The 25,385-nt window shown below is 57.2% G+C and carries 24 protein-coding genes; 4 read left to right on the forward strand and 20 right to left on the reverse strand.

Annotated features, from left to right (window positions below):
- Positions 1-15: 15 nt before the first annotated feature.
- From MTP37_RS07645 to MTP37_RS07735, 20 genes are all read right to left on the reverse strand, one after another.
- Positions 16-1,299, reverse strand: a complete 1,284-nt coding sequence (locus MTP37_RS07645) for an amidohydrolase family protein (RefSeq protein ID WP_249236743.1) — start codon at positions 1,297-1,299, stop codon at positions 16-18.
- Between the two features lie 136 nt (positions 1,300-1,435).
- Positions 1,436-2,395, reverse strand: coding sequence for a substrate-binding domain-containing protein (locus tag MTP37_RS07650; protein ID WP_249236744.1), 960 nt, complete (start codon positions 2,393-2,395; stop codon positions 1,436-1,438).
- A 71-nt stretch (positions 2,396-2,466) separates the two neighbouring features.
- Entirely contained in the window at positions 2,467-3,216 is a 750-nt protein-coding gene (locus MTP37_RS07655; RefSeq protein ID WP_316543719.1) for an amino acid ABC transporter ATP-binding protein, read from the reverse strand.
- Between the two features lie 6 nt (positions 3,217-3,222).
- Positions 3,223-3,897, reverse strand: a complete 675-nt coding sequence (locus MTP37_RS07660; RefSeq protein ID WP_249236745.1) for an amino acid ABC transporter permease — start codon at positions 3,895-3,897, stop codon at positions 3,223-3,225.
- Entirely contained in the window at positions 3,878-4,537 is a 660-nt protein-coding gene (locus MTP37_RS07665; protein ID WP_249236746.1) for an amino acid ABC transporter permease, read from the reverse strand. The genes MTP37_RS07660 and MTP37_RS07665 overlap by 20 nt, the downstream gene beginning before the upstream one ends.
- A 443-nt stretch (positions 4,538-4,980) precedes the next feature.
- On the reverse strand, positions 4,981-7,140 hold the full coding sequence (locus MTP37_RS07670) for an S-layer homology domain-containing protein (RefSeq protein ID WP_249236747.1): 2,160 nt from the start codon (positions 7,138-7,140) through the stop codon (positions 4,981-4,983).
- Positions 7,141-7,225: 85 nt separating this feature from the next.
- Entirely contained in the window at positions 7,226-7,570 is a 345-nt protein-coding gene (locus MTP37_RS13155) for an ABC transporter permease (RefSeq protein WP_316543720.1), read from the reverse strand.
- The gene (locus tag MTP37_RS07675) at positions 7,567-8,424 is read right to left on the reverse strand and encodes an ABC transporter permease (RefSeq protein ID WP_316543722.1); all 858 of its coding nucleotides are present in this window, start codon (positions 8,422-8,424) and stop codon (positions 7,567-7,569) included. Before MTP37_RS07675 ends, MTP37_RS13155 begins: the two co-directional genes overlap by 4 nt.
- Entirely contained in the window at positions 8,421-9,170 is a 750-nt protein-coding gene (locus MTP37_RS07680; protein ID WP_249236748.1) for an ABC transporter ATP-binding protein, read from the reverse strand. Before MTP37_RS07680 ends, MTP37_RS07675 begins: the two co-directional genes overlap by 4 nt.
- Entirely contained in the window at positions 9,170-10,957 is a 1,788-nt protein-coding gene (locus MTP37_RS07685) for an efflux RND transporter periplasmic adaptor subunit (RefSeq protein ID WP_249236749.1), read from the reverse strand. Before MTP37_RS07685 ends, MTP37_RS07680 begins: the two co-directional genes overlap by 1 nt.
- Positions 10,958-11,184: 227 nt before the next feature.
- Positions 11,185-12,564, reverse strand: coding sequence for a HAMP domain-containing protein (locus tag MTP37_RS07690; protein ID WP_249236750.1), 1,380 nt, complete (start codon positions 12,562-12,564; stop codon positions 11,185-11,187).
- Complete coding sequence (locus MTP37_RS07695; RefSeq protein ID WP_249236751.1) at positions 12,561-13,286, reverse strand: response regulator transcription factor; 726 nt, start codon at positions 13,284-13,286, stop codon at positions 12,561-12,563. Before MTP37_RS07695 ends, MTP37_RS07690 begins: the two co-directional genes overlap by 4 nt.
- A gap of 119 nt (positions 13,287-13,405) precedes the next feature.
- Complete coding sequence (locus MTP37_RS07700) at positions 13,406-14,392, reverse strand: TRAP transporter substrate-binding protein (protein ID WP_249236752.1); 987 nt, start codon at positions 14,390-14,392, stop codon at positions 13,406-13,408.
- A 123-nt stretch (positions 14,393-14,515) separates the two neighbouring features.
- Entirely contained in the window at positions 14,516-15,817 is a 1,302-nt protein-coding gene (locus MTP37_RS07705) for a TRAP transporter large permease (protein WP_249236753.1), read from the reverse strand.
- 3 nt (positions 15,818-15,820) lie between these two features.
- Positions 15,821-16,375: a TRAP transporter small permease gene (locus tag MTP37_RS07710; RefSeq protein ID WP_249236754.1), complete on the reverse strand. Its 555-nt coding sequence runs from the start codon at positions 16,373-16,375 to the stop codon at positions 15,821-15,823.
- 11 nt (positions 16,376-16,386) lie between these two features.
- Positions 16,387-17,424 (reverse strand): TRAP transporter substrate-binding protein, encoded by a 1,038-nt coding sequence (locus MTP37_RS07715; protein WP_249236755.1) that lies wholly within the window; start codon positions 17,422-17,424, stop codon positions 16,387-16,389.
- 216 nt (positions 17,425-17,640) lie between these two features.
- Positions 17,641-18,432: a response regulator transcription factor gene (locus tag MTP37_RS07720; RefSeq protein ID WP_249236756.1), complete on the reverse strand. Its 792-nt coding sequence runs from the start codon at positions 18,430-18,432 to the stop codon at positions 17,641-17,643.
- Complete coding sequence (locus MTP37_RS07725; RefSeq protein ID WP_249236757.1) at positions 18,429-19,916, reverse strand: sensor histidine kinase; 1,488 nt, start codon at positions 19,914-19,916, stop codon at positions 18,429-18,431. Before MTP37_RS07725 ends, MTP37_RS07720 begins: the two co-directional genes overlap by 4 nt.
- A 121-nt stretch (positions 19,917-20,037) precedes the next feature.
- Positions 20,038-21,354, reverse strand: coding sequence for a sensor histidine kinase (locus tag MTP37_RS07730; protein ID WP_249236758.1), 1,317 nt, complete (start codon positions 21,352-21,354; stop codon positions 20,038-20,040).
- A gap of 21 nt (positions 21,355-21,375) precedes the next feature.
- A complete protein-coding gene (locus MTP37_RS07735; RefSeq protein ID WP_249236759.1) occupies positions 21,376-22,098 on the reverse strand; it encodes a LytR/AlgR family response regulator transcription factor in 723 nt (240 codons plus the stop codon).
- A 354-nt stretch (positions 22,099-22,452) separates the two neighbouring features.
- On the opposite strand from MTP37_RS07735, the gene MTP37_RS07740 reads away from it, so the two are divergent.
- The 4 genes from MTP37_RS07740 to MTP37_RS07755 all read left to right on the forward strand — a co-directional run bounded on the left by MTP37_RS07740 (position 22,453) and on the right by MTP37_RS07755 (position 25,309).
- Positions 22,453-23,538 carry an acyltransferase family protein gene (locus tag MTP37_RS07740; protein ID WP_249236760.1) on the forward strand — a complete coding sequence of 362 codons (1,086 nt, stop codon included), beginning with the start codon at positions 22,453-22,455 and terminating at the stop codon, positions 23,536-23,538.
- Entirely contained in the window at positions 23,531-23,974 is a 444-nt protein-coding gene (locus tag MTP37_RS07745) for a helix-turn-helix domain-containing protein (protein ID WP_249236761.1), read from the forward strand. Before MTP37_RS07740 ends, MTP37_RS07745 begins: the two co-directional genes overlap by 8 nt.
- 181 nt (positions 23,975-24,155) lie before the next feature.
- Positions 24,156-24,509 carry a hypothetical protein gene (locus tag MTP37_RS07750; RefSeq protein WP_249236762.1) on the forward strand — a complete coding sequence of 118 codons (354 nt, stop codon included), beginning with the start codon at positions 24,156-24,158 and terminating at the stop codon, positions 24,507-24,509.
- Positions 24,510-24,679: 170 nt separating this feature from the next.
- Positions 24,680-25,309 (forward strand): TetR/AcrR family transcriptional regulator, encoded by a 630-nt coding sequence (locus MTP37_RS07755; protein WP_249236763.1) that lies wholly within the window; start codon positions 24,680-24,682, stop codon positions 25,307-25,309.
- Positions 25,310-25,385 lie beyond the last annotated feature (76 nt).

Here is a 25,385-nt window from a genome sequence, read left to right on the forward strand (position 1 = left end):
TCGCTTTCCGCAATTTTATGCCAGATACGGGTCCAGCAGGGCATCGACCGTTTTATTGCGCTTGGGATTCGGCTTTTTGACCACATGGCCCCGGCACACCACCAGCTCCAGATGCTGCAGCGCACGCAGGTCTTTCAGCGGATCGTGCTTCGTCACAATAAAGTCTGCGCTCTTGCCCGGCTCAATGGAACCAGTCACATCTCCTGCTCCGGCCAACTGTGCATTGCGCAGGGTCGCCGTGTAGAGGGCAAACCGATTGCTCACACCGCAATACTTATGGAAATAGCACAGTTCCCGCCAGAAATCATACTGGGTGATGTAGGGACAGCCCACGTCATTGCCCAAGCCCACCGGGATGCCATTGGCAAGCGCGGTCTTTGCGCTTTCCACCACGCCGTCAAACACGATCTTGCCGTTGTACTGATCCTTTTCCGAGGCACCGGAAATCGCTGTATCGAACAGCGCATAAGGCAGCGCCGGGGAGATGGTCGTGCACAGGAAGGCTCCCCGCTCCTTATACAGGCGGACCGTCTCATCGTCCATCTTTGCACCGTGCTCGATGGAATCCACCCCATTTTCCAGCGCCACCTTTACGCCCTCCGGCGATTCGGTGTGTGCCGCTACGGTGTAGCCCAGCCTGTGGGCTTCGGCACAGACGGCTTTGACCATCTCCGGCTTCATTTTCAGCTCTCCGGGCGTTCCCTTTTCCGTGGCATCCAGCACACCGCCGGTGATCATCAGCTTGACAAGATCCACCTTCTGACCGCTGGCCTTTCTGAGCTGAGCCAGCGCTTCGGCATTGTTATGGGCCGCAACTGCCACCGAACCCGCCATGTGTCCCCCGGGCACCGAAATACCCTCGTTGGCGGCAAGAATGCGCGGTGCCAGCAGTCTGCCTGCAGCGGCATCGTCCCGGCAGCGAGTGTCAAAATCCGCAATGCCGCCTACGGTACGGATGGTAGTCACGCCACCCAGCAGTTCCAGCTTCGCGTAGCTGCACACCAGCCTGTAGGCCACCGCACGGGTCAAGCCATTGCTCAGAATTTTGCGCACCAGCGCAGCATTGTCCCGCGGCTTTGCGCTGGGCTTGCCGTTGCCCGCCAGATGCACATGCAGATTGACCAGACCCGGCATGATATAGCTGCCGTGCAGATCGATGACCTCATAGCCATCCAGATCCACACCCTCATCGGCAATGGCAGTGATCTTATCATCCTCGGTCAGCAGGATTTTGTGCGCTACCGGCTGCATCTGCTCGGTGCCATCCAGCAGGATCCCGTTCGTATAGGCACGTTTCATTGGGAACATCCTCTCTTTTTCAGGTTTTTTCGGACAGGAGTTGTTTTGTTCCAGTATAGCACGTTCCGGCAGATGGTGCAATGCAAAAACGGGCAGGAAAGGTTCAGCCCTCTCCTGCCCGTTCGGTGTTTTTTATTTACTGTGCGGCTGCGCTGGAAGCCACTTCGGAAGCGGCCTCAGAAGCTGCTGCCTCGCTGGAAGCGGTCTCGCCGCCCTCAACGACCAGCTCGTCCTCATAGTCAAGGCCGTAGGTATCCACCAGAGTCTCCTCATAGTCCTTGTGGAAGAAGTTCTCTTCGCCCAGAGCCTTGATCTCCTCGTTCAGCCAATCCAGAACGGTGGTGTTGCCCTGGCTCACAGCGGGAGCAATGGTGTCCTGACTGCCCAGAGAGGGAATGCCGACCGTGTAACCGGGGTTCTGCTTTGCAAATGCAATGACCTCGGTGTTGTCGTTGGCCCATGCCACGCCGTTGCCGTTCTCCAGTGCATTCTTGGCCGTTGCATAGGAATCGTACTTCTGCAGCGGAATGTCGGGGTACTCCTTGGTCAGGTAGGTCTCGGCAGTGGTGCCGGAAATGACGATCATCTGGTCGTCAGCGCTCCAGTTGTCCAGAGTGGTGATAACATTGCTGTCCGGAGAAATAACGCCCAGTGCAACGTTCATGTAAGGCAGAGCGAAGTCCACTTCCTCTGCGCGCTCGGGGGTCACGGTGAAGTTTGCCAGGATCACATCCACCTTGCCGGTCTGCAGATACTCGATGCGGTTGGCAGCCTCGGTAGAAACAAAGTTGATCTCTACGCCCAGATCCTCGCCCAGACGGCGGGCAAAGTAGACATCATAGCCCTGATACTCGCCGTTCTCATCCACGTAGCCGAACGGGTTCTTGTCGGAGAATACACCGATATTGATGGTGCCGGACTCCTTGATCTGATCCAGCGTGCGGTAGACCACGCTGCTGCCGGATGCTGCGCTGCCAGATGCTGCAGTTGCGGTGGAAGCAGAAGAAGAGCCGCCGCATGCGGTCAGAACGGCAGCAGCGGACACTGCGCCCAGACCCAGCAGGAAGGAACGACGAGAAATTTTAGACTGTTTCATAGTGGATTCTCCTTTACAAAATCTTTCCCATTGGCTGCGGAACACCCGCAGTCTTTATCTTGATCTGTGACTCATTTCACAGCATCAAACGTGAATGTGCGCAGGAAGCGCTGCGCGCGCTCGGTCTTGGGCCGGTCAAAGAACTCGGCCGGTGCAGCCTCTTCCACGATCTTGCCGCCATCCAGGAAGATGACACGGTTGGCAATGGCGCGGGCAAACTGCATTTCGTGGGTGACGATGATCATGGTCTTGCCCTGCTTGGCAAGGTCCAGCATAACGTCCAGCACCTCGCGCACCATTTCTGGGTCAAGGGCAGCGGTCACTTCATCAAACAGAAGGATCTCCGGGTGCATACACAGTGCGCGCACGATGGCAACGCGCTGCTTCTGTCCGCCGGAAAGCTCACGCGGGTAGCTGTTTTTCTTGGCAAGCAGGCCCACGCGGTCCAGCAGGGCCTCGGCCTCCTGCTGCACCTCTGCTTTGGGGCGCTTCTGCACCTTGGTGGGAGCCAGCAGGACATTGTCCAGCACCGTCATATGCGGGAACAGCTCGTAGCTCTGGAACACCATGCCGATCCGCTGGCGCAGCTGGGTGAGGTTTTTGCCGCCGTAGGCAACGGTCTCACTGCCCAGACGCACACGGCCGCTCTGGGTGGGTTCCAGACCGTTCAGGCAGCGCAGCAGCGTGCTTTTGCCGCAGCCCGAGGGGCCGACCACCACGATGACCTCACCGGGCTTGACGGCAAAGCTGATATCGTCCAGCACCGGGGTCTCGCCGTAAGCTTTAATCAAATGTTCAACGGTCAAAATAGGTTCTGCCATACACGGTCACTTCCATTTCTTTTCCAGATAGCTTGCCAGCAGGCTGATGGGCCAGCATGCAAGAAAATATAGCACAAAAACTGTGAGATAGATGCCGAAGGCTGCATTGGGGCTTGCGGTGCGGTTGGCCTCAATGATCTGCTGGGCCACCTTGATCACCTCTACCACACCGATCATCAGCACCAGACTGGTGGTTTTGATCATACGGGTAATCAGGTTGATGGACAGCGGGATCAAGCGGCGCACCGTCTGCGGGATGATGATGTACCAGTAGGTCTGGATGCGGCTCATACCCAGCGCTTCAGCGCTCTCGTACTGGTGCTTCGGAATGGCGATCAGCGCACCGCGCACAAGGTCGCTCATTTCGGCAGTGCCCCACAGCACGAACACGATGATCGATGCCGTCTCGCCGGAAAGGTTCCACCCGAACGCGCGGGTGGTGCCAAAGTAGACGAGGAACAGCAGCACCATCTGCGGCATGATACGGATAAATTCCAGATACAGCCGCAGGATCGCCTTGATGATGGGATTGCGGAAGGTCATCAGCACACCCAGCAGAATGCCGAGCGGCAGGCTGATCAGCACGGATGCCGCGCTGATCTTGAGAGCTACGCCAAGACCTCCCATCAGGCGGGCCATGTTTTTGCCCTTGAACAGGACGTCAAGACCCAAATCCAGCATAGCGCAGCCTCCTTTCGATCAGGCTGCCCACGATGGACACCGGCAGCAGGATGATGAGGTAGAACGCCACCAGCAGGAACAGGCATTCGATGGTCTTGGAATACATGCCGATGAGATCCTTGGCCGTGAACATCAGGTCCATCAGGCTGATGGCGCTGAACACGCTGGTCTCCTTGAGCAGGAAGATCACGTTTGCCATGAAGGCCGGCATACTGGTGGACATTGCCTGCGGCAGGATCACATACCGCATGGTCTGCAGACGATCCATGCCCAGACTGTAGGCACTCTCGGTCTGGATGGGCTCGATGGCTTCCAGACCGCTGCGAAATGCTTCGGCCATATAGCTGCCGCCCAGAAACGCCAGACCTGCGATGCCGCAGATCTCGGCATTGGTCCGGATGCCCACCTTAGGCAGGCCATAGTAGATAAAGAACAGCTGCACCAGCAGCGGCGTGTTGCGGGACAGCTGGATGTAAACACCCACGATCTGCCGCAGCACCGGCACCTTGTCGTATTGGATCACCGCACACGCAAGCCCGATGATGATGGCAAAAATGATGCCTGCAACGCCCAGCCGTACCGTCAGCACGGCTGCTTTCTGGTAGAGCGGCAAATATTGCTGGATCGCATTCCAGTCCATTGCCGGATTCCTCCCTTGTATCCTGATTTGCGGGTCAAAACAAAACGCCCGGAAGCTCCCTCTTCGAGTAAGCTCCCAGGCGGTCAGCGTCAGATCTCTCTGCGTGTTCCCACACAGAATTTGCAGATATGCTCACACGGCATACCATACTGCAGGGCGGCCGGTCCGGGAAGCGTTTGCGGTACAACAACACATTGCGCAACAACACATCATAGCCGTTTCCTCCCTGAATGATCTCAATTTTCGGATTTGCTCGACCCGATGCATGTAGTTTACACCCCATTACCCATTATGTCAATATGATTATGGGACTTCTTTCGATTCTTTGCTCAATCAGCCTAAAATGATATCATCACGTGCGTAAATTTTATTCATTTTTCAGCTTGACCGTATGCGCTGTGCGGACAGCAAAAGCCCTCCCATCGGGGAGGGCGGGGCCGGATTCAGTTTTTCCTGACCGCGATCAGCACGCGGATCTTGCCGCCTGCCGCGCGCAGGCCGCCATCGTACCAGCCGATGAGGGTGTACTCCTCACCGTTCACCTGAGAAAGAGTGGTGGGATAGTAGGTGCCTTTATACCACAGATACACCTGCATCTCATCGGCAGTTTCGTACTTTTTGTTTCCGCTCATGACCGAGGCCGCACCCACCTTGTCAATGACTACGGGCAGCAGCTGCGTCATGGACTTGACCGTACCGGAGGTGCTGGTGCCAATGGCGATGCCGCCTGCCAGCACCGGATATTTGGTACTGGTCTTGTAGGTCGTCTGTTTGCCGTTCACGTAGCACACGTAATCTGCACCGCTTCCCAGATAGTTGAGCACGGTGCTCAGGCTGCCGCTGGTATTGTTGGCGCCCAGTTTGAGCAGGTAGCTTGCCAGTTTATCGGTGCTGCCGGTCACGCTTTCCCACAGGCTGCTGCCAATGCTGCCGTCCACAAGGCCCCACAAAAGATCGCCGGTGCTGGGCAGCACGATATCCGCCACATCGCTGATGATCTGGGAATCATCTGTCGTGGTGGTGGTGCTGCTGCCGGTCGTGCCAGTGGTGCTGTCGTTCCCTGTAAGTTTTTTGATCGCCGTGCTGACCGTCATGCCGGAGGAGGTCGTTCCGCTGGTGGTGGTCGTGGTGTTGTTGATGAGGTTCTTCACATCATCCAGCACGCCATAGGTCCACAGATCACCGGTCACATCGTTCAGGATCAGGCGGTCGATCTGGCCGTTTTCGTTGGTGGTGTAGTAGCGCACATCGGCGTCAGAAAGTGTTACCCCCGATAGGCGGCTGGGACTTACCGTCCCAGCCACACCCTCCGATGTCGTATCCAGAATTTCTACGTCGTCTGCAAGGGCAGTGCCGCCCAGAGCAGTGCTGTCTGCATTGATGGTGCCGGAGGTGCTGGTTTTGGTGATGGTCTCCACCTGTTCACCCTCAGCGTTCACCGTGATCTTCACCATCCAGCCTGCCGGGTAATTCAGGCTTTTATCCACATTCACGGTGCGGGTAACGCCGTCGGTGCACTTGACTGCCACCGCCTGCCGGACGTCCGCACCGTTTTCCTCCACAAGGCTTCGGGCGGCGGTCTGCACCACACCGTAGAACACTTCGTCCGCTTCATCGCCGGTCAGCACCGCAACGGCCTCGTTGTTCATGCCCAGCAGCAGGGTGACCACCTGCCCCACACCGCCGCCGTTCAGGCTGGACAGCTGTGCCGCCGCCGAGGAGCTTGCAATGGTGTAGCTAGTGCCCGCCACGGTAACAGAGGTGGGTGCGCTGGCGCTGGGCGACACCGCCGTGATCCGGCCTGCTGCCTTGCGGGTGTAGATCCACACCGTCTTTGCGCTGGCATTGTAATAGTATACGTCATAGGCGGAAAGCTGTGCCGAAGTGCTCACACTGCCATTGCGGTAGATGGCCTCCGGCACAAAGGGCAGGCTCTCACCCTCGGATGCCACAAAGGGGCCCTCCAGACTGCTGAGCAGGATGGAGGAAACATCCACCTGACCGTTCGTCACGGTGTAGCCCAGCGTGGTGCCGTACACACTGCCGTCTGCCGTATTTGCGGTAAGGGCATTGTACAGCAGCACTGCGCCCTCTTCCAGAGTCATGGTCTGGCCCTGCGTGCAGCCCAGATTGCTCCGCAGGCCGATGGCATTGGCCTTGTTCAGCTGTGCTGCCGGAAAACCGCCGGTCAGGGTGGTGATATCGTAGCCCAGCAGGGTCAGGGCGGCAGTGCAGGCTTCTTCCAGCGTGACGGTGTTATCCGGGCGGAAGGAACCGTCGGTGTAGCCGCTCATCCAGCCCTGCTGCACTGCAATGCGGATATAGAGTGCATAAGCGCTGCTGCCGTTCACATCGGTATACAGGGTGCCGATGCTGCCCTGCGTATTGGCGTTATCGTGGTAGGCAGAAAAAGCCACCAGCAGCTTTGCCAGCTGCCCGCGGGTGAGCGGCGTGCTCAGCCCGGCCGCTTCCTCGGTGGAGAAAGCGCCCAGCGTCACCGCCGTCTGCACCGCCGTGTTGGAGCCCGCTGCCGAAGCCGGCAGCACCAGCACGGACACGCCGATGCACACCGCCAGCAGCAGTGCGAGAAATCGTTTTTTCATAGTTGCCTCCTTAATTTTGGGCTCGCCCTTCGAGAGAGCTCCGGCATTGCGCCGCTTCAAGCGGACCGTGCCGGTGAGAGGGTTATCAGTCATAGCGCAGCGCTTCGATGGGGTTCAGCCGGGCCGCACGCTTTGCGGGCAGGTAGCCGAACAGCACGCCGATGCCCACCGAAATGCCAAAGGCCACAGCCACCGAGCCAAGGGACGGCGACACGGTCATTTCCATATCGCTCATGACCAGCGGCAGGATCCTGTTGGCAAGCGCGGAAAGCAGATAGCCGAGACCGATGCCCAGCACACCGCCGAGGGCGGAAGTGGTGGCAGCTTCGGTGACAAACAGGCCCAGAATGACCCGTTCCTTCGCACCCAGCGCCTTGCGGATGCCGATCTCACGGGTGCGCTCGGTGACGGACACCATCATGATGTTCATGATGCCGATGCCCCCACCAGCAGCGAGATTGCTGCAATGGCTGTGAGGATGGTGACGACCATGTTCACCATGGAGGTCATCATATCCAGCATTTCGCTCATGCTGGTGACCATGTAGCCCTCATCGGAATTGAGCAGCTCCTGCAGGCCGTTTTCCAGTACGGTCTTCGCTTCGGAAATGTTGTCCTCGCTGGTCACGGTGACAGCGTAGGAGCTGGCGGTGCTGGTCTTTGAAACGCGGAGCGCCGTGGTGTAGGGCAACAGAACGATATCATCGCTGCTGCCCTCCTGATCCGAGGTGTCTGTCACCTTGGCTCCCAGTACGCCCACAATGGTATATTTCTCCGAGCCGATCTTGATGGTCTGGCCCACGGCATTGCCGCCATAGGCCACACGGCTGATATAGTCGCCCACAACGCAGATCTTCTTGTTGTCGGTCAGATCCACATAGTTGATACCGCGCCCGACGCGGACGGTGTAGCCGCTCATCCCAAGATAGCTCTCGCTCACGCCCTTGACGGAGGTGTTGCTGTAGCTGGTGGTACCCACCTTCACGGTGCCGTTGATGCTGGCTGTCGGCGACACCGCCTCGAACAGATCCGGGCGGGCATCCACGAGGCTGTAAACATCCTCCACCTCCACCGAGCGGGAGCCGTAGCCCATGACCTGCACGCTGATGATATTGGTGCCAAGGTCTGCAAAGCTGGACGCGATGCTCTGGGTCATGCCGTTGCCCAGACCCACGATGACGATGACCGCCGTCACGCCAATGATAATGCCCAACATGGTGAGGAAGGTGCGGAACTTGTTGCTCCAGATGTTCTGGACAGCCTCGCGGAAGGTCTCATAGATCATGATGCGCTCCCCTCCTGTTCCGTCCTGATTCCACAGCCGGGCTGCACCACGGCTTCGGGTGCGTGGGCATCGCCGTCGTACACCACACGGCCGTCTTCCAGTCGGATGATGCGCTGGGCCTGCACGGCGATGGAGTTATCGTGGGTGATGAGCACCACGGTATTGCCCTGCCGGTGCAGCTCCTGCAGCATTTTCAGCACCTCACGGCCGGTGTGGCTGTCCAGTGCGCCGGTGGGCTCGTCGGCCAGAATGACAGCCGGACGGCCTGCCAGTGCCCGCGCGATGGAAACACGCTGCTGCTGACCGCCGGAAAGCTGGTTGGGCTTATTCCGGAGCTTATCGCCAAGGCCCACCCGTTCCAGTGCGGCGGCGGCACGGCGGTGACGCTCCCCGCGCGGCACCCCGGCATACACCAGCGGAACCTCCACGTTTCCCATCAGGCTGAGCTTGGGCAGCAGATTATACTGCTGAAAGATGAAGCCCAGCAGCTCGTTGCGGATCTCGGCCAGTTCATCGCGGCTCATTCTGCCCACATCCCGGCCATTGAGTTTATAGGTGCCCGCCGTGGGCACATCCAGACAGCCGATGATGTTCATGCAGGTGGATTTGCCGGAGCCGGACTGGCCCACGATGGCCACGAACTCGCCCTTGTTAATCTGCATCGAAATGTGATCTGCAGCCTTTACAAGGGTATCGCCCATCTGGTAATACTTGCACACATGATCAAATTCAATAAGGGCACTCATCAGAAGCCACCTCCCGGGCCTCTGCCGCCGGGGCCTCCGTTCCCTCCGCCGTGCCCGCCGCTGTCGCTGGCGTTCTGTTTTTCAGCAGCGTCGGCATCGTAGGCGATGGTGCCGCCCGGGCCCACCATGAATTCCATGCTGTCGCTGGCGTTCTGCTTTTCAGCAGCGTTGGCATCGTAGGCGATGGTGTCGCCCTCCTGCAGGCCGCCGGTCACTTCGATCGAATCGTTGTCGCTGGTGCCGGTGGTGATCTTTACGTACACATAGCCGTCCGGCGCAGTCATATCCTGCACAGCGTTGACGGCACTGGGCGAGTCCCTGGTGACAAGCACGTAATTGCCGCGCACCACCGCGCCATTGGGAATGGTGAGGGCGTTCTCGGCACTGCTCACCTCGATCTCGGCCGTGGCATTCATGCCGGGCAGCAGGTCGCCGGTGTCATCAATGCGGATGGTCACCGGGTAGGTCGTAGTGCCGCCGGTGGTGGTGCCTGCAGCGGAAACGCTGGTGACCACGCCGGTAAAGGTGCGGTCCGAGATGGCATCTGCGGTGATGGTGACGGTCTGTCCCTCCTTGATGGAGAGGATCTCCAGCTCGTCCACATTCAGGGTCATTTCCAGATAGCTCAGGTCGTAGATGGTGCACAGCGTCTCGCTGGAAGCCGTGTCGGTGCCCACAGTGTCACCGGCCTTGACATTCTTCTGGATCACGGTGCCGCTGATGGGCGAGGTGATGGTATAGTTTTCCATCTGCTTTTCGGTGTCGCTCATGGAAAGCTGTGCGTTCAGCAGGCTATCGGCAGCGGACTGCACCTGCCTGCTCAGCTCGGTGCCGGAAAGCTGCACAATGGCCGTGTTCGCCGCAACGACGGTGCCCTCTTTGACACAGACAGCGGACACCGTGCCGCTGGCGGTGGCTGTGACGGTCTGCTGGTGCTGGTAATCGAACCGGGCCGAGGCCAGCGCACTGACGCCATTGATGGAGGCCGATGCTGCCTGTGCGGTGGTCAGGCTGCCGTTGTTCGGCACCGCAATGGTCACGGTGCGCACCAGCAGATTGCCGCTGCTGATGGTGTCGGTGCCGGCCACAGCCTGCACCGTGCCGGAAAGGGTCTCAAAGGTACCGTTGAGCATGACCTGTGCAGCCTGACCCACGGCAAAATTGGAAGCATCTGCCGCCGGGAATTCCAGCGTGAGCAGCAGGCTGGAATCATCCCGCACGGTGGCGATCTCCTGCCCGGCGGTCACGTAGTCACCGGCCTTGACCTTGATGGAAGCTACTGTGCCGCCAATGACACTGCGGATGTACTGGGCATCGGCGGCATCGTCGTAGCTGCGCTGCGCCTGCTCCAGAGCGAGCTGGGCCTTTTCCACGCTGGTAGCAACGTCTGAGCTGTCGATGGTATACAGCACCGTTCCCTTTTCGATGGTATCACCCACCTCGAAATCGGCGGTGAGCACGGTACCCTTCACCAGCGACTTGACCGTATAGGTATTGGCTGCGGAAATGGTTCCGGAACCGCTGAAGGTGTTGGTGATATCCCGCCGTTCCAGCGCTGCTTCCACATACTGGGTGCTGGCCTGCACGTCCTTTTTGCTGGTTTTGGGCAGCAGCACCGCAGCGGCCACCGCCGCCACGCACACCACCGCCGTGATCTTTTTCCAGTTGTGCTTCAAAAACTGTTTCGGGTCTTTTTTGCCTGGCTGCGCCGCTGGGCTTTCAAATTCCAGCAGCTCCTGCCGGGCCTCCGGCAGCTGCGCCGGCTCGCTGTTTTTCTTTCGCAGCATTGTATCGCCCCTCCTGTATTGTGTACAGCGGTGGTACTCCCCCGCCAATATCTGGAAGTATACAGGATGATTCTTAGGAAAAGGGGCAGGAATTTCTTAAGAGTGGTTAAGATGAAAAAAGACAGCGTCAGCTTTTCTATGGGGAAAGCCCCTGCAAAGCCACATCCTTTTCCGCACCGCCAAAGCTGAGAGGGTACAGCAGCTGACAACAAAAAACTGCCGCACTCTCATGCAGCAGTTCTAAATTTACTCTTTTGCTGTTTTTTTGCTGTTTTGAACAGCAGTGTCATGCGGAAAACGCCCTCCGGCTGCTCAATGCGGCAGACACCCTGCATTTTTTCCATCATGGTTTCGATGCTGGGCAGGCCCACCTTGGTGCTCTCTGAGGAAGCAGGCACCGGCAGCACGCAGTTCTCAAAACAAAGCCCCGCTCTGCTTCCCTCCTGCACGAAGCGCACGACAACATCCCTGTCCGGATCTGCATACTTGAGCAGATTGGAGGTGATGTTATCCAGAATGCGGCGCACATACTGCCCGCTGACCGAGAGCAGCACGTCCTCATCGCCCAGTTCCAGCGCGCAGGCAAAGCCGCGCTGCTGCAGCGTTTCCACCATTTCCGTGAGCGGCTCTTCAAACACAGCTGAAAAATGTGCGGGCGGGTCCAGCACGGCCACGGTATCCCGGGTGACCAGCGCATACTCGAACAGATTATCCGAAAGCTGCTTGATCTGCCGGGCCTTCGCGTCGATCTTGTTCAGGTAATTGTCGGCCTGTTCCGGCGTTTCGTACTTGCGGCAGCGCAGAATCTCGGTATACAGCAGCAGGGTGGTCAGCGGCGTGCGCAGGTCGTGAGACATTTCTGTAATGAGGTTCTTCACCTTGGCCGATGCCTGTGCCTCCTCTTCCTGCTGCTGGCGCAAGGTCACCCGCATGGAGTCCAGACAGGACGCCAGCGTGGTGATCTCATCGCTGCCGCGGATGGTAATGGGGTGATCCAGATCGCCGCCCTCCATGGCCTGGATCTCCTCGCTGAGCTGCACGACGTAGCGCACGATCCTGCGGCAGTGCAGCAGGAAGAGGCTCGGGAACCACCATAAGATGCACAGGCAAAGCAAGATTTCGCACCCGGTACCGTAATAGGTATTAAAGCCGTTGTAATAGAGCATCGCGCTCACCTCGCCGTCTGCAAAGGTGAGCGTGTAGCAGGGCAGCCAATCGTAAAAGTCGGTCTTATCCACCAGAACACCCGGGTTCTGATCCGATGTGCCGTTCTGCGGCAGAAACGAGATCATCCCGTCTTTGGGTGCAAACGAAGAGTAGATCATCGTCTGGCCCCGGTAGAGTTCCAGCAGGGTATAGCGCCGCTTATGGCTCCAGTCTGTCAATTCCTTTACATCGGTACTGGCAAGGTGATGTTCGGTCACATAGCTTTGCAGCTCCTGCACCTGTTTCTGGGTGGCGTGCTGCTGTACCTCCGTGCGGCTGAACCAGAAGCGCAGCCCCTTGGCAAGCACCACCTGCGATACCGTCAGCAGCAGCACGCTTTCCAGCGCCGCCAGTGCAATGATGCGTATGAACTGCTTTGCAAGACCGTGATGCTCTTTCATAAGCGGCCTTCCTCTCCGGCAGCAAAGCGGTAGCCTTTGCCCCACACGGTACAGATACGGGCGGGTTTTTGCGGATCATCCTCCACCTTCATGCGCAGATTGCGGATGTGCACCATCACCGTGCCGTTGGAGACATAATAATAAGGCTCGTTCCACACCGTTTCGTAGATGACCTGGATGGAATAGATGCGCTGCGGGTTCTGCATCAGCAGCCGCAGGATCTTGTATTCGGTCTCGGTCAGGTCCACCTCCCGCTCATCCACCCATACCCGGTTGCAATCCAGCGCAAGCCGCACGCCGTGCGCTTCCAGCGTGGTGTTGCGCGGCTTCTGCGGTGCCTGCTCCTTGCCCAGATAGACGCAGTACCGGCGCAGCAGTGCCTTGACCCGGGCACTGAGCTCCGTAAAGGAGAAGGGTTTTGCCAGATAGTCGTCGCCGCCCGCAGTCAGGCCCAACAGCTTATCGGATTCCTGCGATTTTGCGGTGAGGAACAGGATGGGCACCGTTGAGCTCTTGCGCAGTTCCTCACACACGCGCAGACCGCTCATGCCCGGCATCATGATGTCCAGAATAACAAGATCCACCTCCGGGTTGAACAGTTCCAATGCCCGCAGGCCGTTTTCCGCCTCCAGAATATGATAGCCTTCCCCTGACAGCAGGATGCGCACACCGTCCCGGATGTCCGGGTCGTCCTCCACGATCAGGATCGTCTGTCCTGCCATTCTCTTTTCCTCCCAGTTTTCATTCATTTCTTTCAGTATACCAGCCCGCTGCCGCGTTTTCCACGAAAGATTTCTTAGGAAATATTAAGAGAGTCTTTTTGAATCATTCTTTAGCGGCCTCAATTCCGCTGTATCTCTTCCACCAGCGGCAGATAGTCGGCACAGTATTTCTGGTACAGCGGCTGCACCATCTGACGGAAGTTCTGCATTTCTTCTTCGGGCAGCGGCAATTCCCGGCACCCACCCGCCAACGCCGCTTCGCGGGCCGTTGTTTCCTCCTGTGCCCAGAGCTGGCGCTCATACTGTGCCGATGCCCGGGCGCATTCCTGCAGGATCTGCCGGTATTCCTCCGGCAGTGCATTCCATGTGCGGCCGGAAGCAAGCTGCACCTCCGGCACGCGGCTGTGTTCATCGGCCATGTAGTACCGCGCCACCTTGTAGTGCTCCATGGAATAGTAGGCCGGCCAGTTGTTCTCGGCGGCATCGATCTGTCCGGTCTCAAAGGCCGAGTAGACGTCACTGTAGGCCGAAGTTTCCGGCACTGCACCCAGCAGGCGGATCATATCGATCACGATCTGGGAGTCCTGTACGCGGATGATTTTGCCCTGCAGGTCGCTCATGCTGCGCACCGGCTGACGGGCATAGAAGGAGCGGGCGCCTGCGTCATACCAGCTCAGGCCCACCATGCCCTGCGCGGTAAAATCCTGCAAAAACGCCTCCCCGATGCTGCCATCCAGCACACGCCACATATGGTCGGCATCCCGATAGAGGTACGGCAGCAGCAGCACATTGAGCCGGGGCAGATCATCGGCGGCCACCGACAGTGACACACGCGCAAAATCCACGCCGCCAATGGCAAGCTGCTCCCACACCTGCTGTTCTGAGCCGTACTCGCCGTTCGCCTTGACCTGAACGACCACCCTGCCCTCGGTCTGCTGCTGCACAAGGTCTGCAAAATACTGCGCACCCTGCGTAGTGGGATACCCGGCAGGCTGATTGTCGGCATAGGTCAGCACAAAGTCCGGCACGGTCTGCGGCTGCGCGGCACAGCCTGCCAGCTGCAGCGCAGCAAGGCCCAGCCCGGCCAGAAAAGTCCGTCTGCGCATCTTGTCTCACTCCCCTTTTGCTGATAGTATACCGCAGCGGCACAGGTTCGTGCAACAGGAAAAGGCGGTGCCCGCCGCAAAGCAGGTACCGCCTTTTAGGAGAAGAAAAAGGAGGTGTCTTTGTTACATCAGGCCCATTGCCTGAGGCAGTGCGGTAGACACTGCCGGGATAAAAGTGACCAGAAGCAGGCCGCCGATGATGGCCACATAGTACATAAGCATATACGGCATGACCTTAGAAAGAGAGGTGCGGCCCACCTTGATGCCCACGAACAGTGCATTGCCCACGGGCGGGGTAATGTTGCCGATGCACAGGTTATACACGAGGATCAGACCGAACTGTACCGTGCTCATGCCAAAGCTCTGGCAGATGGGCAGGAACAGCGGGGTGAAGATAAGGATGGCCGGGGTCACGTCCATGAAGGTGCCGGACACCAGCAGGATCACGTTCATGATGAGCAGGATCACATACTTGTTGCTGGTCAGGCTGAGCAGGGCAGCCGCCACAGCATCCGGGATCTGCAGGAAGGCCATGACCCAGCCCAGAATGTTGGAAACGCCCACCAGAAACACCACCATGCCGGACATCTTGGCAGAGTCCACGATGATTTTCCACAGGCTCTTCAGGTTGATGGAGCGGTAGCAGAAAGCCAGCACCAGCGCGTAGACGACCGCAATGGCAGAGCCCTCGGTGGCGGAGAACACGCCGCCGATGATGCCGCCGATGACCACGATGATCAGGGACAAAGAAGGCAGGGCGCGCAGGGTGCATACGCCGAGATTTTTCCAGTCGAACTTGCCGGGAGTGCCTTTATAGCCCAGCTTGACAGCCAGCAGCACGCCCACCACACAGCAGCACAGTGCCCAGATAATGCCGGGGATGTAACCGGCCATGAACAGCGCAGCCACAGAGGTACCGCCGGACGCCAAAGAGTAGGTGATCAGAGCGTTGGACGGCGGGATCAGCAGGCCAGAGCAGGAAGAAGCGGCGTTGGTGGCAGCAGTAACGGCGGGGTCGTAGCCCTGCTCCTCGGCACCGTCGCGGATCATGGAGCCGACGGCGGCAGCCGCGGCGGAGGCGGAGCCGGAAATGGCGCCGAACAGGGCGTTGGTGCCGATGTTGGTCACCAGCAGTGCGCCGGGCAGCTTGCCCAGAATGGCCATGACGAAATCCACCAGGCGCTTGGCGATGCCGCCCTGATTCATGATGTTGCCCGCCAGAATGAAGAACGGGATAGCGGTCAGGCTGAACTTGCTCATACCCACAAAGGTGCGCTGAGCAGCCGTCAGCACAGCCACGTTCAGATCGATGGAAGAAAGGATGGCAGTCAGCGAAGAGACTGCAATGGCGTACGAGATAGGCACGCCGAGAAACAGCAGCGCCAGCAGCACTGCCAGGATCACGAGTAATGCTTGAATTGCCACAGCTTAGTCCTCCTTGTTTTCCTTGTCAGCATCGGCGGCCATTTCAGCTTCCACCTTTGCAAAGTCTGCATCTTCCGGGGCATCCAGACAGATGGAACCGTTGGCGATGCCGATAATATTCAGCACGGAATACACCAGAATGATCACGCCGCAGACCGGCATGACCCAGTAGAACACACCCACGGCCACGCCCAGCGAGGAGGTCTGCTGGCCCATTGCCAGCTTGGACACCTGAAAACCGCCGAAGACCAGAATGGCAGCAGAGAAGATGAAGGCGATGACCTCAGCAAAGATGTGGAATGCCTTGCGCATGGTGGGGTTGAACCGGTCTACCAGCACGGGGATGTTCATGTGGCCGCGCTCACCGGAAACGATGGTAGCGCCCAGCATGGTGCTCCAGCCGAACAGATAGCCCACCAGCTCTTCCGACCATGTGGAGGGCGAATTGAAGATGTAACGGACGATGACCTGATAGGCAGTCAGCACCACCATAACCGTCATGCTCAGGCCTGCCAGCAGGTTGAGCAGCTTGTTCAGAGTATTTCTCAGTTTTTCCATGATGCTCCTCCTCAGTCCGCAGTATGGGCAGCGTTGTGCTGCTGGATCCGATCATAAATGGGCTGCAGCTCCGGATTTGCTGCCAGCACGGAATCGTGCAGGGGGGCCATGGCCTCCTGGAACGGTGCAGTATCCGGATAGATGAAGTTGACATGCTGCTCATTCTCAGCCTTGTCCTTGGCCTCGGCCACAGCATCCTCCCACGCATCCTGCTCGGTGCTCTTCACGATCTGAAAGCCCTCTTCAAAGATGGCGCGCTCCTCGGCGCTGAGCCCGTTCAGGAAGGCGTAGTTTGCCACCAGAAGATCCGGCACCATCTGGTGCATATCGTAGGAGTAATACTTGCAGATATCACCGTGGCCGTTATCGGTCAGGGCCAGCTCGTTGTTCTCGGCACCATCCAGAATACCGGCCTGCAGTGCGGTGTACACATCACCGAAGCCCATGGGGGTGGCCGTGCCGCCCAGCAGGCGCATCATTTCCACGTTGGTGGGCGACTGCTGCACGCGGATCTTCAGTCCCTTCAGGTCGGAAGGCTGGTTGATGGGGGTCTTGATGGTGTAGAAGTTGCGGGTGCCTGCATCCAGCCATGCAACCGTTTCCAGACCGGCCTTGGAGGTAGTCTTGAAAATGGGATCGGTCACCTCGGGGTCGTCCATTGCCTCGTGGTAGGCTTCCACGCCGGAGAACAGATACGGCAGGTTGAAGATCTGGTACTTTGCACTGAAGGTCTCCATGATGGCAGTGGATGCCACCACAAAGTCGATGGCGCCGGTCTGGGTCAGCTGCACCATTTCGGTCTGAGAGCCAAGCAGCTCGCTGGGGTACACTTCCACGCGGTACTTGTCGCCCAGTTTCTCGTTGATGTAGTTGGCAAAGGCTTCCAGACCCAGATGATCCGGGTGGGTCTGGGACTGCACATGGCCGATGCGCACGATCTTGCGGTCATCGCCGTCGGAGCCTGCTCCGCAGCCGGTGAACATCATGCCGCTGGTCAGTGCCGCAGCGCCCATCAGCGACAGAAACGTTCTTCTCTTCATGAATTGCATCCTCTCTTTTCTCTCTTTTTCTATGATTAGATTTTAACAAACCGTGAATTTTTGCGAAACCGGATTATTTTGCGAAACGCAGCACGATTTTATCTTTGTTGTATCCAAGTACAATTTTTGCATCCCTCAGACGAAAGAAACTGGCAAAAACAAAGAAGCACCCGTCCTTCTCCTGCTGACAGGCAGGAAAGAACGAGTGCTTCTTTTCTATCCGTTTTATCCTTGTACCGCTTTTTCCGCTGCGGCCATACGGTACTCCGAAGGGGTCTGGCCCGTCAGGCGCTTGAACACCCTTGTAAAATAGTTGGCATCGCTGTAGCCCACAGCCGCACCGATGTCCTTCATGTTCAGGCGCGGGTCCAGCATCAGCTGGCGGGCCCTGTTCACCCGGTATTCGTTCAGATAGGCCGAAAAGTTCACCTTGAAGCACTGTTTGAACAGCTTGCAGAAGTAAGCATCCGAGTAACGCAGGGCAGCTGCGGCATCCTGCATGGAGATGTCTTCCCGATAGTGGGCATCGATAAAGCTGCCGATCTCGGCCCGGATGATGGCGGTGCGCATGTCCCCGTCCTCCTCTGGGCGGACAGGCTCCTCCGGCACAGGGGCTTGCAGCGGGCGGGCAGGCAGCTGCACCGACACCTGCCGGATGGCTTCCTCCACCGCAAACACCAGTTCCTGCTCGTTGTAGGGCTTGAGCAGATACTCCATGGCCCGCACGGAGATTGCCTGCCGCGCGTAGTCAAACTTGTCAAATCCGGTCAGGAACAGGATCGCACAATTTTTGTCTGTCTCGCGGATCTTGCGGGCCACTTCCAGCCCGGTGAAGCCGGGCATTTCAATGTCCAGAACCGCCACCTGCGGTGCTTCGCGAGCAAAGAGCTCCATGGCTTCCCTGCCGTTTTTCGCCTCGTACAGGCTGATCAGATCCCCCAGATATTTCTGCAGCGTCTTGCACAGCACCTTGCGCTCGATCAATTCATCCTCTGCCACCAGCAATTTGCACTTCACGAAGGTTCTCCCTCCCTTTCTTCCGTCCACTGCGTCTGTGGGATCTCAAACCGCACCACTGTGCCGCGGCCTGCGCGGCTGTATACCTGCATTTTGCCGCCCGGATACAGCATCCCGATGCGGCGGGAAATATTGCCAAGACCAATGCTGCGGCCGGTCTGCTCGCTCTGGGCGATCCGGGCCTGCAGGGTATCCAGTTCCTCTGCCGTCATTCCCCTGCCGTTGTCCGCGACCGTGAGCACCAGCACGCTGCCCTGCATCCATGCCCGCAGCAGGATGCGCCCGCCTTCCTCGCAGGACTTGAGCCCGTGAGAGTATGCATTTTCCACCACCGGCTGCAGTATAAAGGACGGCACCAGCACCGCCGCAGGCTGCACCCGGATGCTCTTTTCCACCGTAATGCGTCCATCGAACCGCATCTGCTGCAGATAGATATAATCTTCCAGCCCGTCCAGTTCCTCTTCCAGTGTGATCTGCTGACGCTTGGTGCGCAGATTGTGCCGGAACAGGCTGCCCAGATGCACGATCATCTGGTCGGTGGTGGAAGCGTCCTCCAGCCGGGCCATGCAGGAGATCATGTTCAGGGTATTGAACAGGAAATGCGGGTTCACCTGACTCTTGAGTACTTCCAGCCGGGTGTGTTCCAGATCTTTTTCCAGTGCAAGGTTCCGCACCTCTTCCCGGTGCAGGGCCTGCTGGGTGCTCAGCTGCTGGGCCATGGCGTGCTTCATCTGGTTGAAGGTGCCTGTCAGCCGCCCCACCTCGTCGCTGCTTTTTATCGGCAGATCCGGACCGGAAAGATCCCCCTCGGCAATGCTGTGGGAAGCCTGCGCCAGCTCCAGCAGCGGGCGCACCACCGCGCGGCTCAGTCCCCGCACCAGCAGCACCATCAGTGCTGCCGCCGTCAGGAACAGCCCCAGATACAGCCACGGCAGATGCCGGATGTGGGCCGCCGTGCTGCTGTAAAGGGTATTTTCCTGTTCCAGTGTGGCCTGCGTCAGCCGCAGTGCATACTCGGCAAGATAATCCTGCAGGGCCATCACATGGTACATCCGTTCAATGTAGGTATCCGCTGCGGGCGAAAGCCGTAAAAAGGCATCCCGCTCCTGCCGGTAGCCCTCGTAGCCCTGCAGAAGGTTCCATGTGCGGGCATAGCGTTCCGCACCGATGCGGGCATAATCGAAGGGCAGGGCCGCAAGGCTCTGTTCGGCCGCAGCGCAGGCGGCGGTGTAGGCCTGCTCACTTTCCGAGGTGGGCTGCCGCACATAGCGTGCAAAAGCCTGTGTTTCGTTCTTGATGGCATCCTGCACCGTGTAACAGGCGGCGTTGTCGGCCAGCAGCGCGTCAAAGGCGCGCACGGCCCACTGACCCGCCACCGTGGCGATACCGTTGGAAAGCATCGTTACCAGCAAAATCGCGGCAAGCCATGCCGTGACCCTGCGGCGCAGGGAGATCCCGCCCCGCGTGGTTTTGTTCGGTGCCATACGCTCCCCTCCTGCCCTGCTGTACCCAGTCTTTCGTTTAAGTATACCGATTTCCCGGGGAAAGTGCAACCAAAAAGCACCGGCTTGTGCAAAAAAGCCGGTGCCTGAGGGCAGGAATATTCTACAGGTTCAGCAGCACATTGGCCCGGAAAACGTTGCCGCCCGTTTCCACCGTCAGATTGCCGTTATACCTGTGCACAGCAGTTTCGACGGAAATAAGGCCGATGCCCTGTCCGTCATGTTTGGTGGAGTGCAGAACGCGGCCCTGCTTTTTCAGCACGCCATCGTAGCGGTTCTCCACCATCAGGCCCATCATGGCCGGACTGAGCATCCGGGCCAGCACCTTGACCTGCCGTTCTTCCGGCGGCAGCTTCTGGCTGGCATGGAGCGCATTTTCCAGCAGATTGCCAAGAATGGTGCACAGGTCGGCTTCCGGCAGGGGCAGGAATCTGGGCAGTTCCAGTTTCCATTCCACCGGAATGCCTTGTCTCCGGGCCTCATAATCGTAGTGGCCGGCAAGCGCATCCACCGCAGCGTTGGCACACAGGGTGGGCCGGGCATCGCTGAGCTCGCTCTCGTACTGGCTCAGGTAGCTTTTCAGTTCGTCCAGCCGCCCGGCCTCGGTCAGGCCGGAGATCACATGCAGATGCTGGCGGAAATCGTGCCGCAGGTGGCGGGTCTGTTCCAGATAGCTGCGCAGCTCCATATAGCGGCGGGACTCCACGGCCAGCAGCTGGTTTTCACGATCCAGCTGAGAACTGCGGGTGTATTCCTTTGCCACGTGGTACATCTCGTACAGCAGCAGAAAGATGCCCAGCAGTGAGATACTCACCGCCAGCACTGCAATGATGCGGATGCGGTTCATCAGGACGATACCGATTTCCTTCGGCATGCAGAACACCAGAAACGCCGCGTACAGCGCCGGCAGCGGCCATGCCGACTCCCAGAACGCTTCGCCGTGGTACTCCTGCAGCAGCCACCGGCTCCAGCGCACTGCTGTAAAGCGGAAGATGATGCTGAGTATCACCGAGAGGGTCAGGCAGATGACCGAGGTGCTGGGCAGAAACACCGGCAGTGCATTGTCCAGCTCGGCTTCTGCGTTCAGCACGACGGCAAGCAGGGTGCACACAGATATCATCACTGCCGACACCGAGAACAGAAACATGGTCTGACTGATCGATACTTCCCGGTCGGTGCGCCAGCGCAGCAGCCAGAAGCTGATGATGAGCAGCGGGATGAGCAGGAGGTTCGTTTCTATGTCCAGCATGCTGCACACCGCTGCGCCAGCCAGACTCATCAGTGTGATCACCGATGCACCGATGGCATAGGTTTTACGCGGCGCACGCAGGTGCTCCTGCAGCGAGGCAAGGCAGAGGTATTCTGCCGGATACATCATTGCAAATTCCAGAAAAAAACGTCCAAACAATGCAAAATTCACAAACGTTCCTCCTCTCCGGGCTCACATCTGCCGCTGCATATTGCGGAACTGATACTGCGTGAACTGTGCCAGCAGGCTTTTTTTATCCTTCTGCCGCACTGGCAGGCGGGCTCCATCCAGCATTTCAATGCATTCACCGTCGAACCGCAGCACCTTGGACATGTTGATGATGACTCCTCGGTTGCACACCAGAAAGTCCGGCTGGGTCATCAGCTGTTCCTGCACCTGTGCAAAGTTTGCCGCAGCGCGGCACTCGCCGTCATCGGTAACGACCTTTACAAAATGGTTCTGGGCCATGGCATAGTAGATCTTTTTCAGCGGCAGATGCACGGTCTGGCGGGCAATACGCACCTCCAGCTCCGGCTGCTGCCGCCCCAGCACCCGCCGCAGCTCCCCTGCCAGATGGTCAAACTTTTCTTCTTTATACGGTTTGAGCAGGTAGTCGAACGGATGCACCGGAAAGGCATCCCACACATACTCCGGCGAGGATGTCACAAACACGATGAGCAGCTCCGGATCTGCGGCGCGCAGCTGCCGCGCCGTCTCGATGCCGTTTGTGCCTTCCATACAGATATCCAGAAACACCACCTGATATCCCTCACCCGGAAATTCCTTCAAAAAATCGTCTCCGCACACAAACCGCCTGCAAAGGATCTCTTCCTCGCCAAATGCCTTTTTCAACAGTTGTTCCAGCCGCTCGGCATCCGGTTTCTGATCTTCCACGATCGCTGTCCGCAGCTTCATTGCTGCACCCCCTGTTCCTTCCACGTCCTGATACTTATATTATAGCACAGCTTCCGCATTCTGTGGCCAGTAATTCGCGCACAAAACAGGGCGATTCACGCAGGATACAGAGAAAAACAGGCAGTACACCGTCGCAGGAAGTGCTGATTTTTTTGTTCAGACCATTGACACTCGTTAGCAGGTTTGCGTAAGCTGTGTTCCTTATACGGCGCGGTCTTTCGTTTTGTTTGCAGATTTAGATGAACCGCAACGATTCTTAACAGGAACCGAATGCTTTTGCCAAGGAAAGTTGGTCGCAAAGAAAAAGACTTTGTGCTATACTGTGTTAAAAATCATTGCAAAGGTGGGAATGTCATGACCCCTGCAAGAAAGCTGTATCTGGATAACATTCGCTGGATGACGGTTGTTCTGGTGGTGATCTACCATGTGGTCTATATGTTCAATGGCGTGCAGCCTTTTGGTGTGATTGGCCCCTTCCGGGAGCATCAGTTACAGGATTGCTTTCAATATCTGGTTTACCCCTGGTTCATGGCATTGCTGTTTGTTGTGTCGGGGATGAGCGCACGGTACTATCTGCAAAGCCATACCACAAAACAATTTCTGAAAGATAAAACCCGCAAGCTGCTGGTTCCATCCACGATTGGCTTGTTCGTATTCCAGTGGCTTCTTGGTATCTATAACCTGAAAATTGGCGGCGGACTGAACATAGCTGGTCTTCCGATGCCTATAGTATATCTGATCACCGTGCTGTCCGGTGTAGGACCTCTGTGGTACATCCAGATGCTCTGGCTGTTCTCCATGTTTTTGCTGGTGGTTCGGAAAATCGAAAAAGACCGGGTCTGGGACTTCTGTTCCAAAGCGCCGGTCTGGAGCATCCTGATGCTGACGGTCGTTGTTTATGGTTCGGCACAGGTATTGAACACCCCAGTCGTCACCGTTTATCGGTTCGGCATTTATGGATTCTGCTTCTTTGCAGGCTATTTTCTGTTTTCCCACGAGGAAGTAATGGAACGGCTGTGCAAGTGGTGGTGGATGTTTGACGCAGCCTCGGCTGTGCTTGGCATCTCGTATACCGTGCGCTATTTTGGTAGAAATTACGCCATTGCACCGGTTCTGAACAACATCCATGCCTGCGTTTACTGCTGGTTTGCCATTCTTGGAATCCTTACAACGATGAAGAATTATGCCGACATCTCAACCGTATTCACACGCTGGATGGCAAAGAAGTCATGGGGTTTGTACATTTTTCATTATCTGCCCCTTGCTGTGATCTCGTACGAACTGCACGAACACGCCCCCAACACGCCGGAAGTGCTGGTCTATCTGCTGGTGGGCACCGGAGCCTTTGTGGGCGCATTCCTGCTGGATGAACTCATCAGCCGGATGCCCATTCTGCGCTGGTGCGTCCTTGGAATTAAAAAGGAGAAAAATCATGTTTAAGGACAATCTGATCTCGCTTCGTAAGATCCACGGTTACTCACAGGACGAACTGGCGGAAAAAATCGGAGTGACCCGCCAGACTTTATCAAAATACGAAACCGGAGAATCTCTGCCGGACATTGAACGGTGCAAGCGGCTGGCAGATGTTTTCGGTGTTTCTATGGATGACCTCGTGAACTACGAGAAAACCGACCGGGAAAACCTAGGGCTGGAAGTGCCACCCAAAGGAAAACACATTTTCGGCATGGTGAAAGTGGGAGATAAAGGGCAGATCGTCATCCCCGCAAATGCACGGAAGATATTTGACATACAACCGGGGGATAATCTGCTGATCCTTGGGGACGAAGAACAAGGCATCGCCATCCTCAAGGAGAAAAGTTTTCTGGAACATCTGCGGCTGATGGAACGTATGCGGCACATGGAATCCGGCGAATGATCAAACTCTGCGGAAAACACCCTCCCTGCACAGAATACTGCGAAGCTTCGTATGATTTATTGACACGAAGCGTATCACTTTTGTGATGAGCTGATGCTTTCGTGATAATCGTTGTTGGAATCTGCCTGTTGGCAGTTCAAATCATATCTCTTACATCTTTTATCCAAGGAGGTTGTCAATTATGGATCTTATCTTGAAAAAAGCAGTTCCAGTGATCTGTATTGCTCTTGCTGCACCACTCATTCTTTCTTCTTGCAGCCGGACAGTAAGTTCTTCCGAAGCAACTGCTCCTGCAAGCAGCGTAGTTCAGGAGCAGGTATCCCCTGCCGAATCGGAAGATTTGGCAGAAAGCGCAGCTCCTTCTGATGAAAGCTGGAAAACCGATTTTGAAAAAAGCCTTTGGGAAAATTACAACGTCACCCCGGAATACTACGAAGATCTGGGGGATGGCATCTATCAGGTCTACGTCAAAATTGATGGAAAAACCGTGCCCTATGTTTGCGTAGATTCTGCTACGGGAGACTATCACGGTTAAGTTGAGCACGACTGGGGAAATCAGCCTGTGGAAAGCATTGAAGTAATTATGGACGCTGTTGGTCTGCGGTAACGATTTTGTTTCCATTGTCTTTGAAAACTTCTTGACATTGGTAACTTTTTTGATTATAGTAGAACTAACGAATATTAGTTAGTAAAGGGCGAAGGAAAATGGAAGATACCAAACAGCGCATTCTTAAAAAGTCTCTGGAACTGTTTTCGACCAAAGGATACGATGCCGTCAGTGTGGGCGAGATTGCAAAGGCGGTCGGCATCAAGGCGCCTTCGCTTTACAACCACTTCCCCAGCAAGCAGGCGATTTTTGATGCCATCGTGGAATCAACGGCTGCCCACTACGAAAAAGATACGGGCAGGATCGACATTCATGTGCAGAATGTAAAGCAGGACTGCCCTACGTTTTCTCATATCCCGGAGCAGGCTCTTGCGGACAAAGTCCGGCAGATCTTCCTGTATTCTTTGCACGATAAGCAGATCAGTCAGTTCCGCCGGATGATGACGCTGGAGCAGTTCCGCTCCCCGGAGCTTGCGGCACTGTTCTCAGAACGCTATGTGGACCGTATGATCTCTTACCATGCAGGTATTTTCCGTTCCCTGATCGCAGGCGGCGAAATTCGGGACGAGGACCCGGATACATTGGCATGGATGTACGTTTCCCCGGTCATCACCCTGCTCAGTGTCTGCGACCGCCAGCCGGAGCGGGAAGCCGAAAGCCTTGAAAAGCTGGACGCCCATGTAAAGCTGTTCTTCCGTACCTTTAACATCGAGCGAGGTGAAAAATGAATACGGCAGATGAAAAATGGATCTTGTGTCTTATTTGCGGAGCAAAGACGCAGTGCCGGTTACGGCCCTGCCGTAA

Source organism: Faecalibacterium sp. HTF-F (assembly GCF_023347535.1).
Classification (GTDB): domain Bacteria; phylum Bacillota; class Clostridia; order Oscillospirales; family Ruminococcaceae; genus Faecalibacterium; species Faecalibacterium wellingii.

Bases quoted from the DNA above. Each gene is read 5' to 3' on its own strand.
- MTP37_RS07735 (WP_249236759.1), bottom strand. From the start codon at position 22,098: ATGAAGCTGCGGACAGCGATCGTGGAAGATCAGAAACCGGATGCCGAG.
- MTP37_RS07645 (WP_249236743.1), bottom strand. From the start codon at position 1,299: ATGAAACGTGCCTATACGAACGGGATCCTGCTGGATGGCACCGAGCAG.
- MTP37_RS07725 (WP_249236757.1), bottom strand. From the start codon at position 19,916: ATGGCACCGAACAAAACCACGCGGGGCGGGATCTCCCTGCGCCGCAGG.
- MTP37_RS13155 (WP_316543720.1), bottom strand. From the start codon at position 7,570: ATGAACATCATGATGGTGTCCGTCACCGAGCGCACCCGTGAGATCGGC.
- MTP37_RS07675 (WP_316543722.1), bottom strand. From the start codon at position 8,424: ATGATCTATGAGACCTTCCGCGAGGCTGTCCAGAACATCTGGAGCAAC.
- MTP37_RS07715 (WP_249236755.1), bottom strand. From the start codon at position 17,424: ATGCAATTCATGAAGAGAAGAACGTTTCTGTCGCTGATGGGCGCTGCG.
- MTP37_RS07745 (WP_249236761.1), top strand. From the start codon at position 23,531: ATGTTTAAGGACAATCTGATCTCGCTTCGTAAGATCCACGGTTACTCA.
- MTP37_RS07665 (WP_249236746.1), bottom strand. From the start codon at position 4,537: ATGGACTGGAATGCGATCCAGCAATATTTGCCGCTCTACCAGAAAGCA.
- MTP37_RS07655 (WP_316543719.1), bottom strand. From the start codon at position 3,216: ATGGCAGAACCTATTTTGACCGTTGAACATTTGATTAAAGCTTACGGC.
- MTP37_RS07740 (WP_249236760.1), top strand. From the start codon at position 22,453: ATGACCCCTGCAAGAAAGCTGTATCTGGATAACATTCGCTGGATGACG.
- MTP37_RS07700 (WP_249236752.1), bottom strand. From the start codon at position 14,392: ATGCGCAGACGGACTTTTCTGGCCGGGCTGGGCCTTGCTGCGCTGCAG.
- MTP37_RS07750 (WP_249236762.1), top strand. From the start codon at position 24,156: ATGGATCTTATCTTGAAAAAAGCAGTTCCAGTGATCTGTATTGCTCTT.
- MTP37_RS07690 (WP_249236750.1), bottom strand. From the start codon at position 12,564: ATGAAAGAGCATCACGGTCTTGCAAAGCAGTTCATACGCATCATTGCA.
- MTP37_RS07650 (WP_249236744.1), bottom strand. From the start codon at position 2,395: ATGAAACAGTCTAAAATTTCTCGTCGTTCCTTCCTGCTGGGTCTGGGC.
- MTP37_RS07710 (WP_249236754.1), bottom strand. From the start codon at position 16,375: ATGGAAAAACTGAGAAATACTCTGAACAAGCTGCTCAACCTGCTGGCA.
- MTP37_RS07695 (WP_249236751.1), bottom strand. From the start codon at position 13,286: ATGGCAGGACAGACGATCCTGATCGTGGAGGACGACCCGGACATCCGG.
- MTP37_RS07680 (WP_249236748.1), bottom strand. From the start codon at position 9,170: ATGAGTGCCCTTATTGAATTTGATCATGTGTGCAAGTATTACCAGATG.
- MTP37_RS07755 (WP_249236763.1), top strand. From the start codon at position 24,680: ATGGAAGATACCAAACAGCGCATTCTTAAAAAGTCTCTGGAACTGTTT.
- MTP37_RS07660 (WP_249236745.1), bottom strand. From the start codon at position 3,897: ATGCTGGATTTGGGTCTTGACGTCCTGTTCAAGGGCAAAAACATGGCC.
- MTP37_RS07685 (WP_249236749.1), bottom strand. From the start codon at position 10,957: ATGCTGCGAAAGAAAAACAGCGAGCCGGCGCAGCTGCCGGAGGCCCGG.
- MTP37_RS07670 (WP_249236747.1), bottom strand. From the start codon at position 7,140: ATGAAAAAACGATTTCTCGCACTGCTGCTGGCGGTGTGCATCGGCGTG.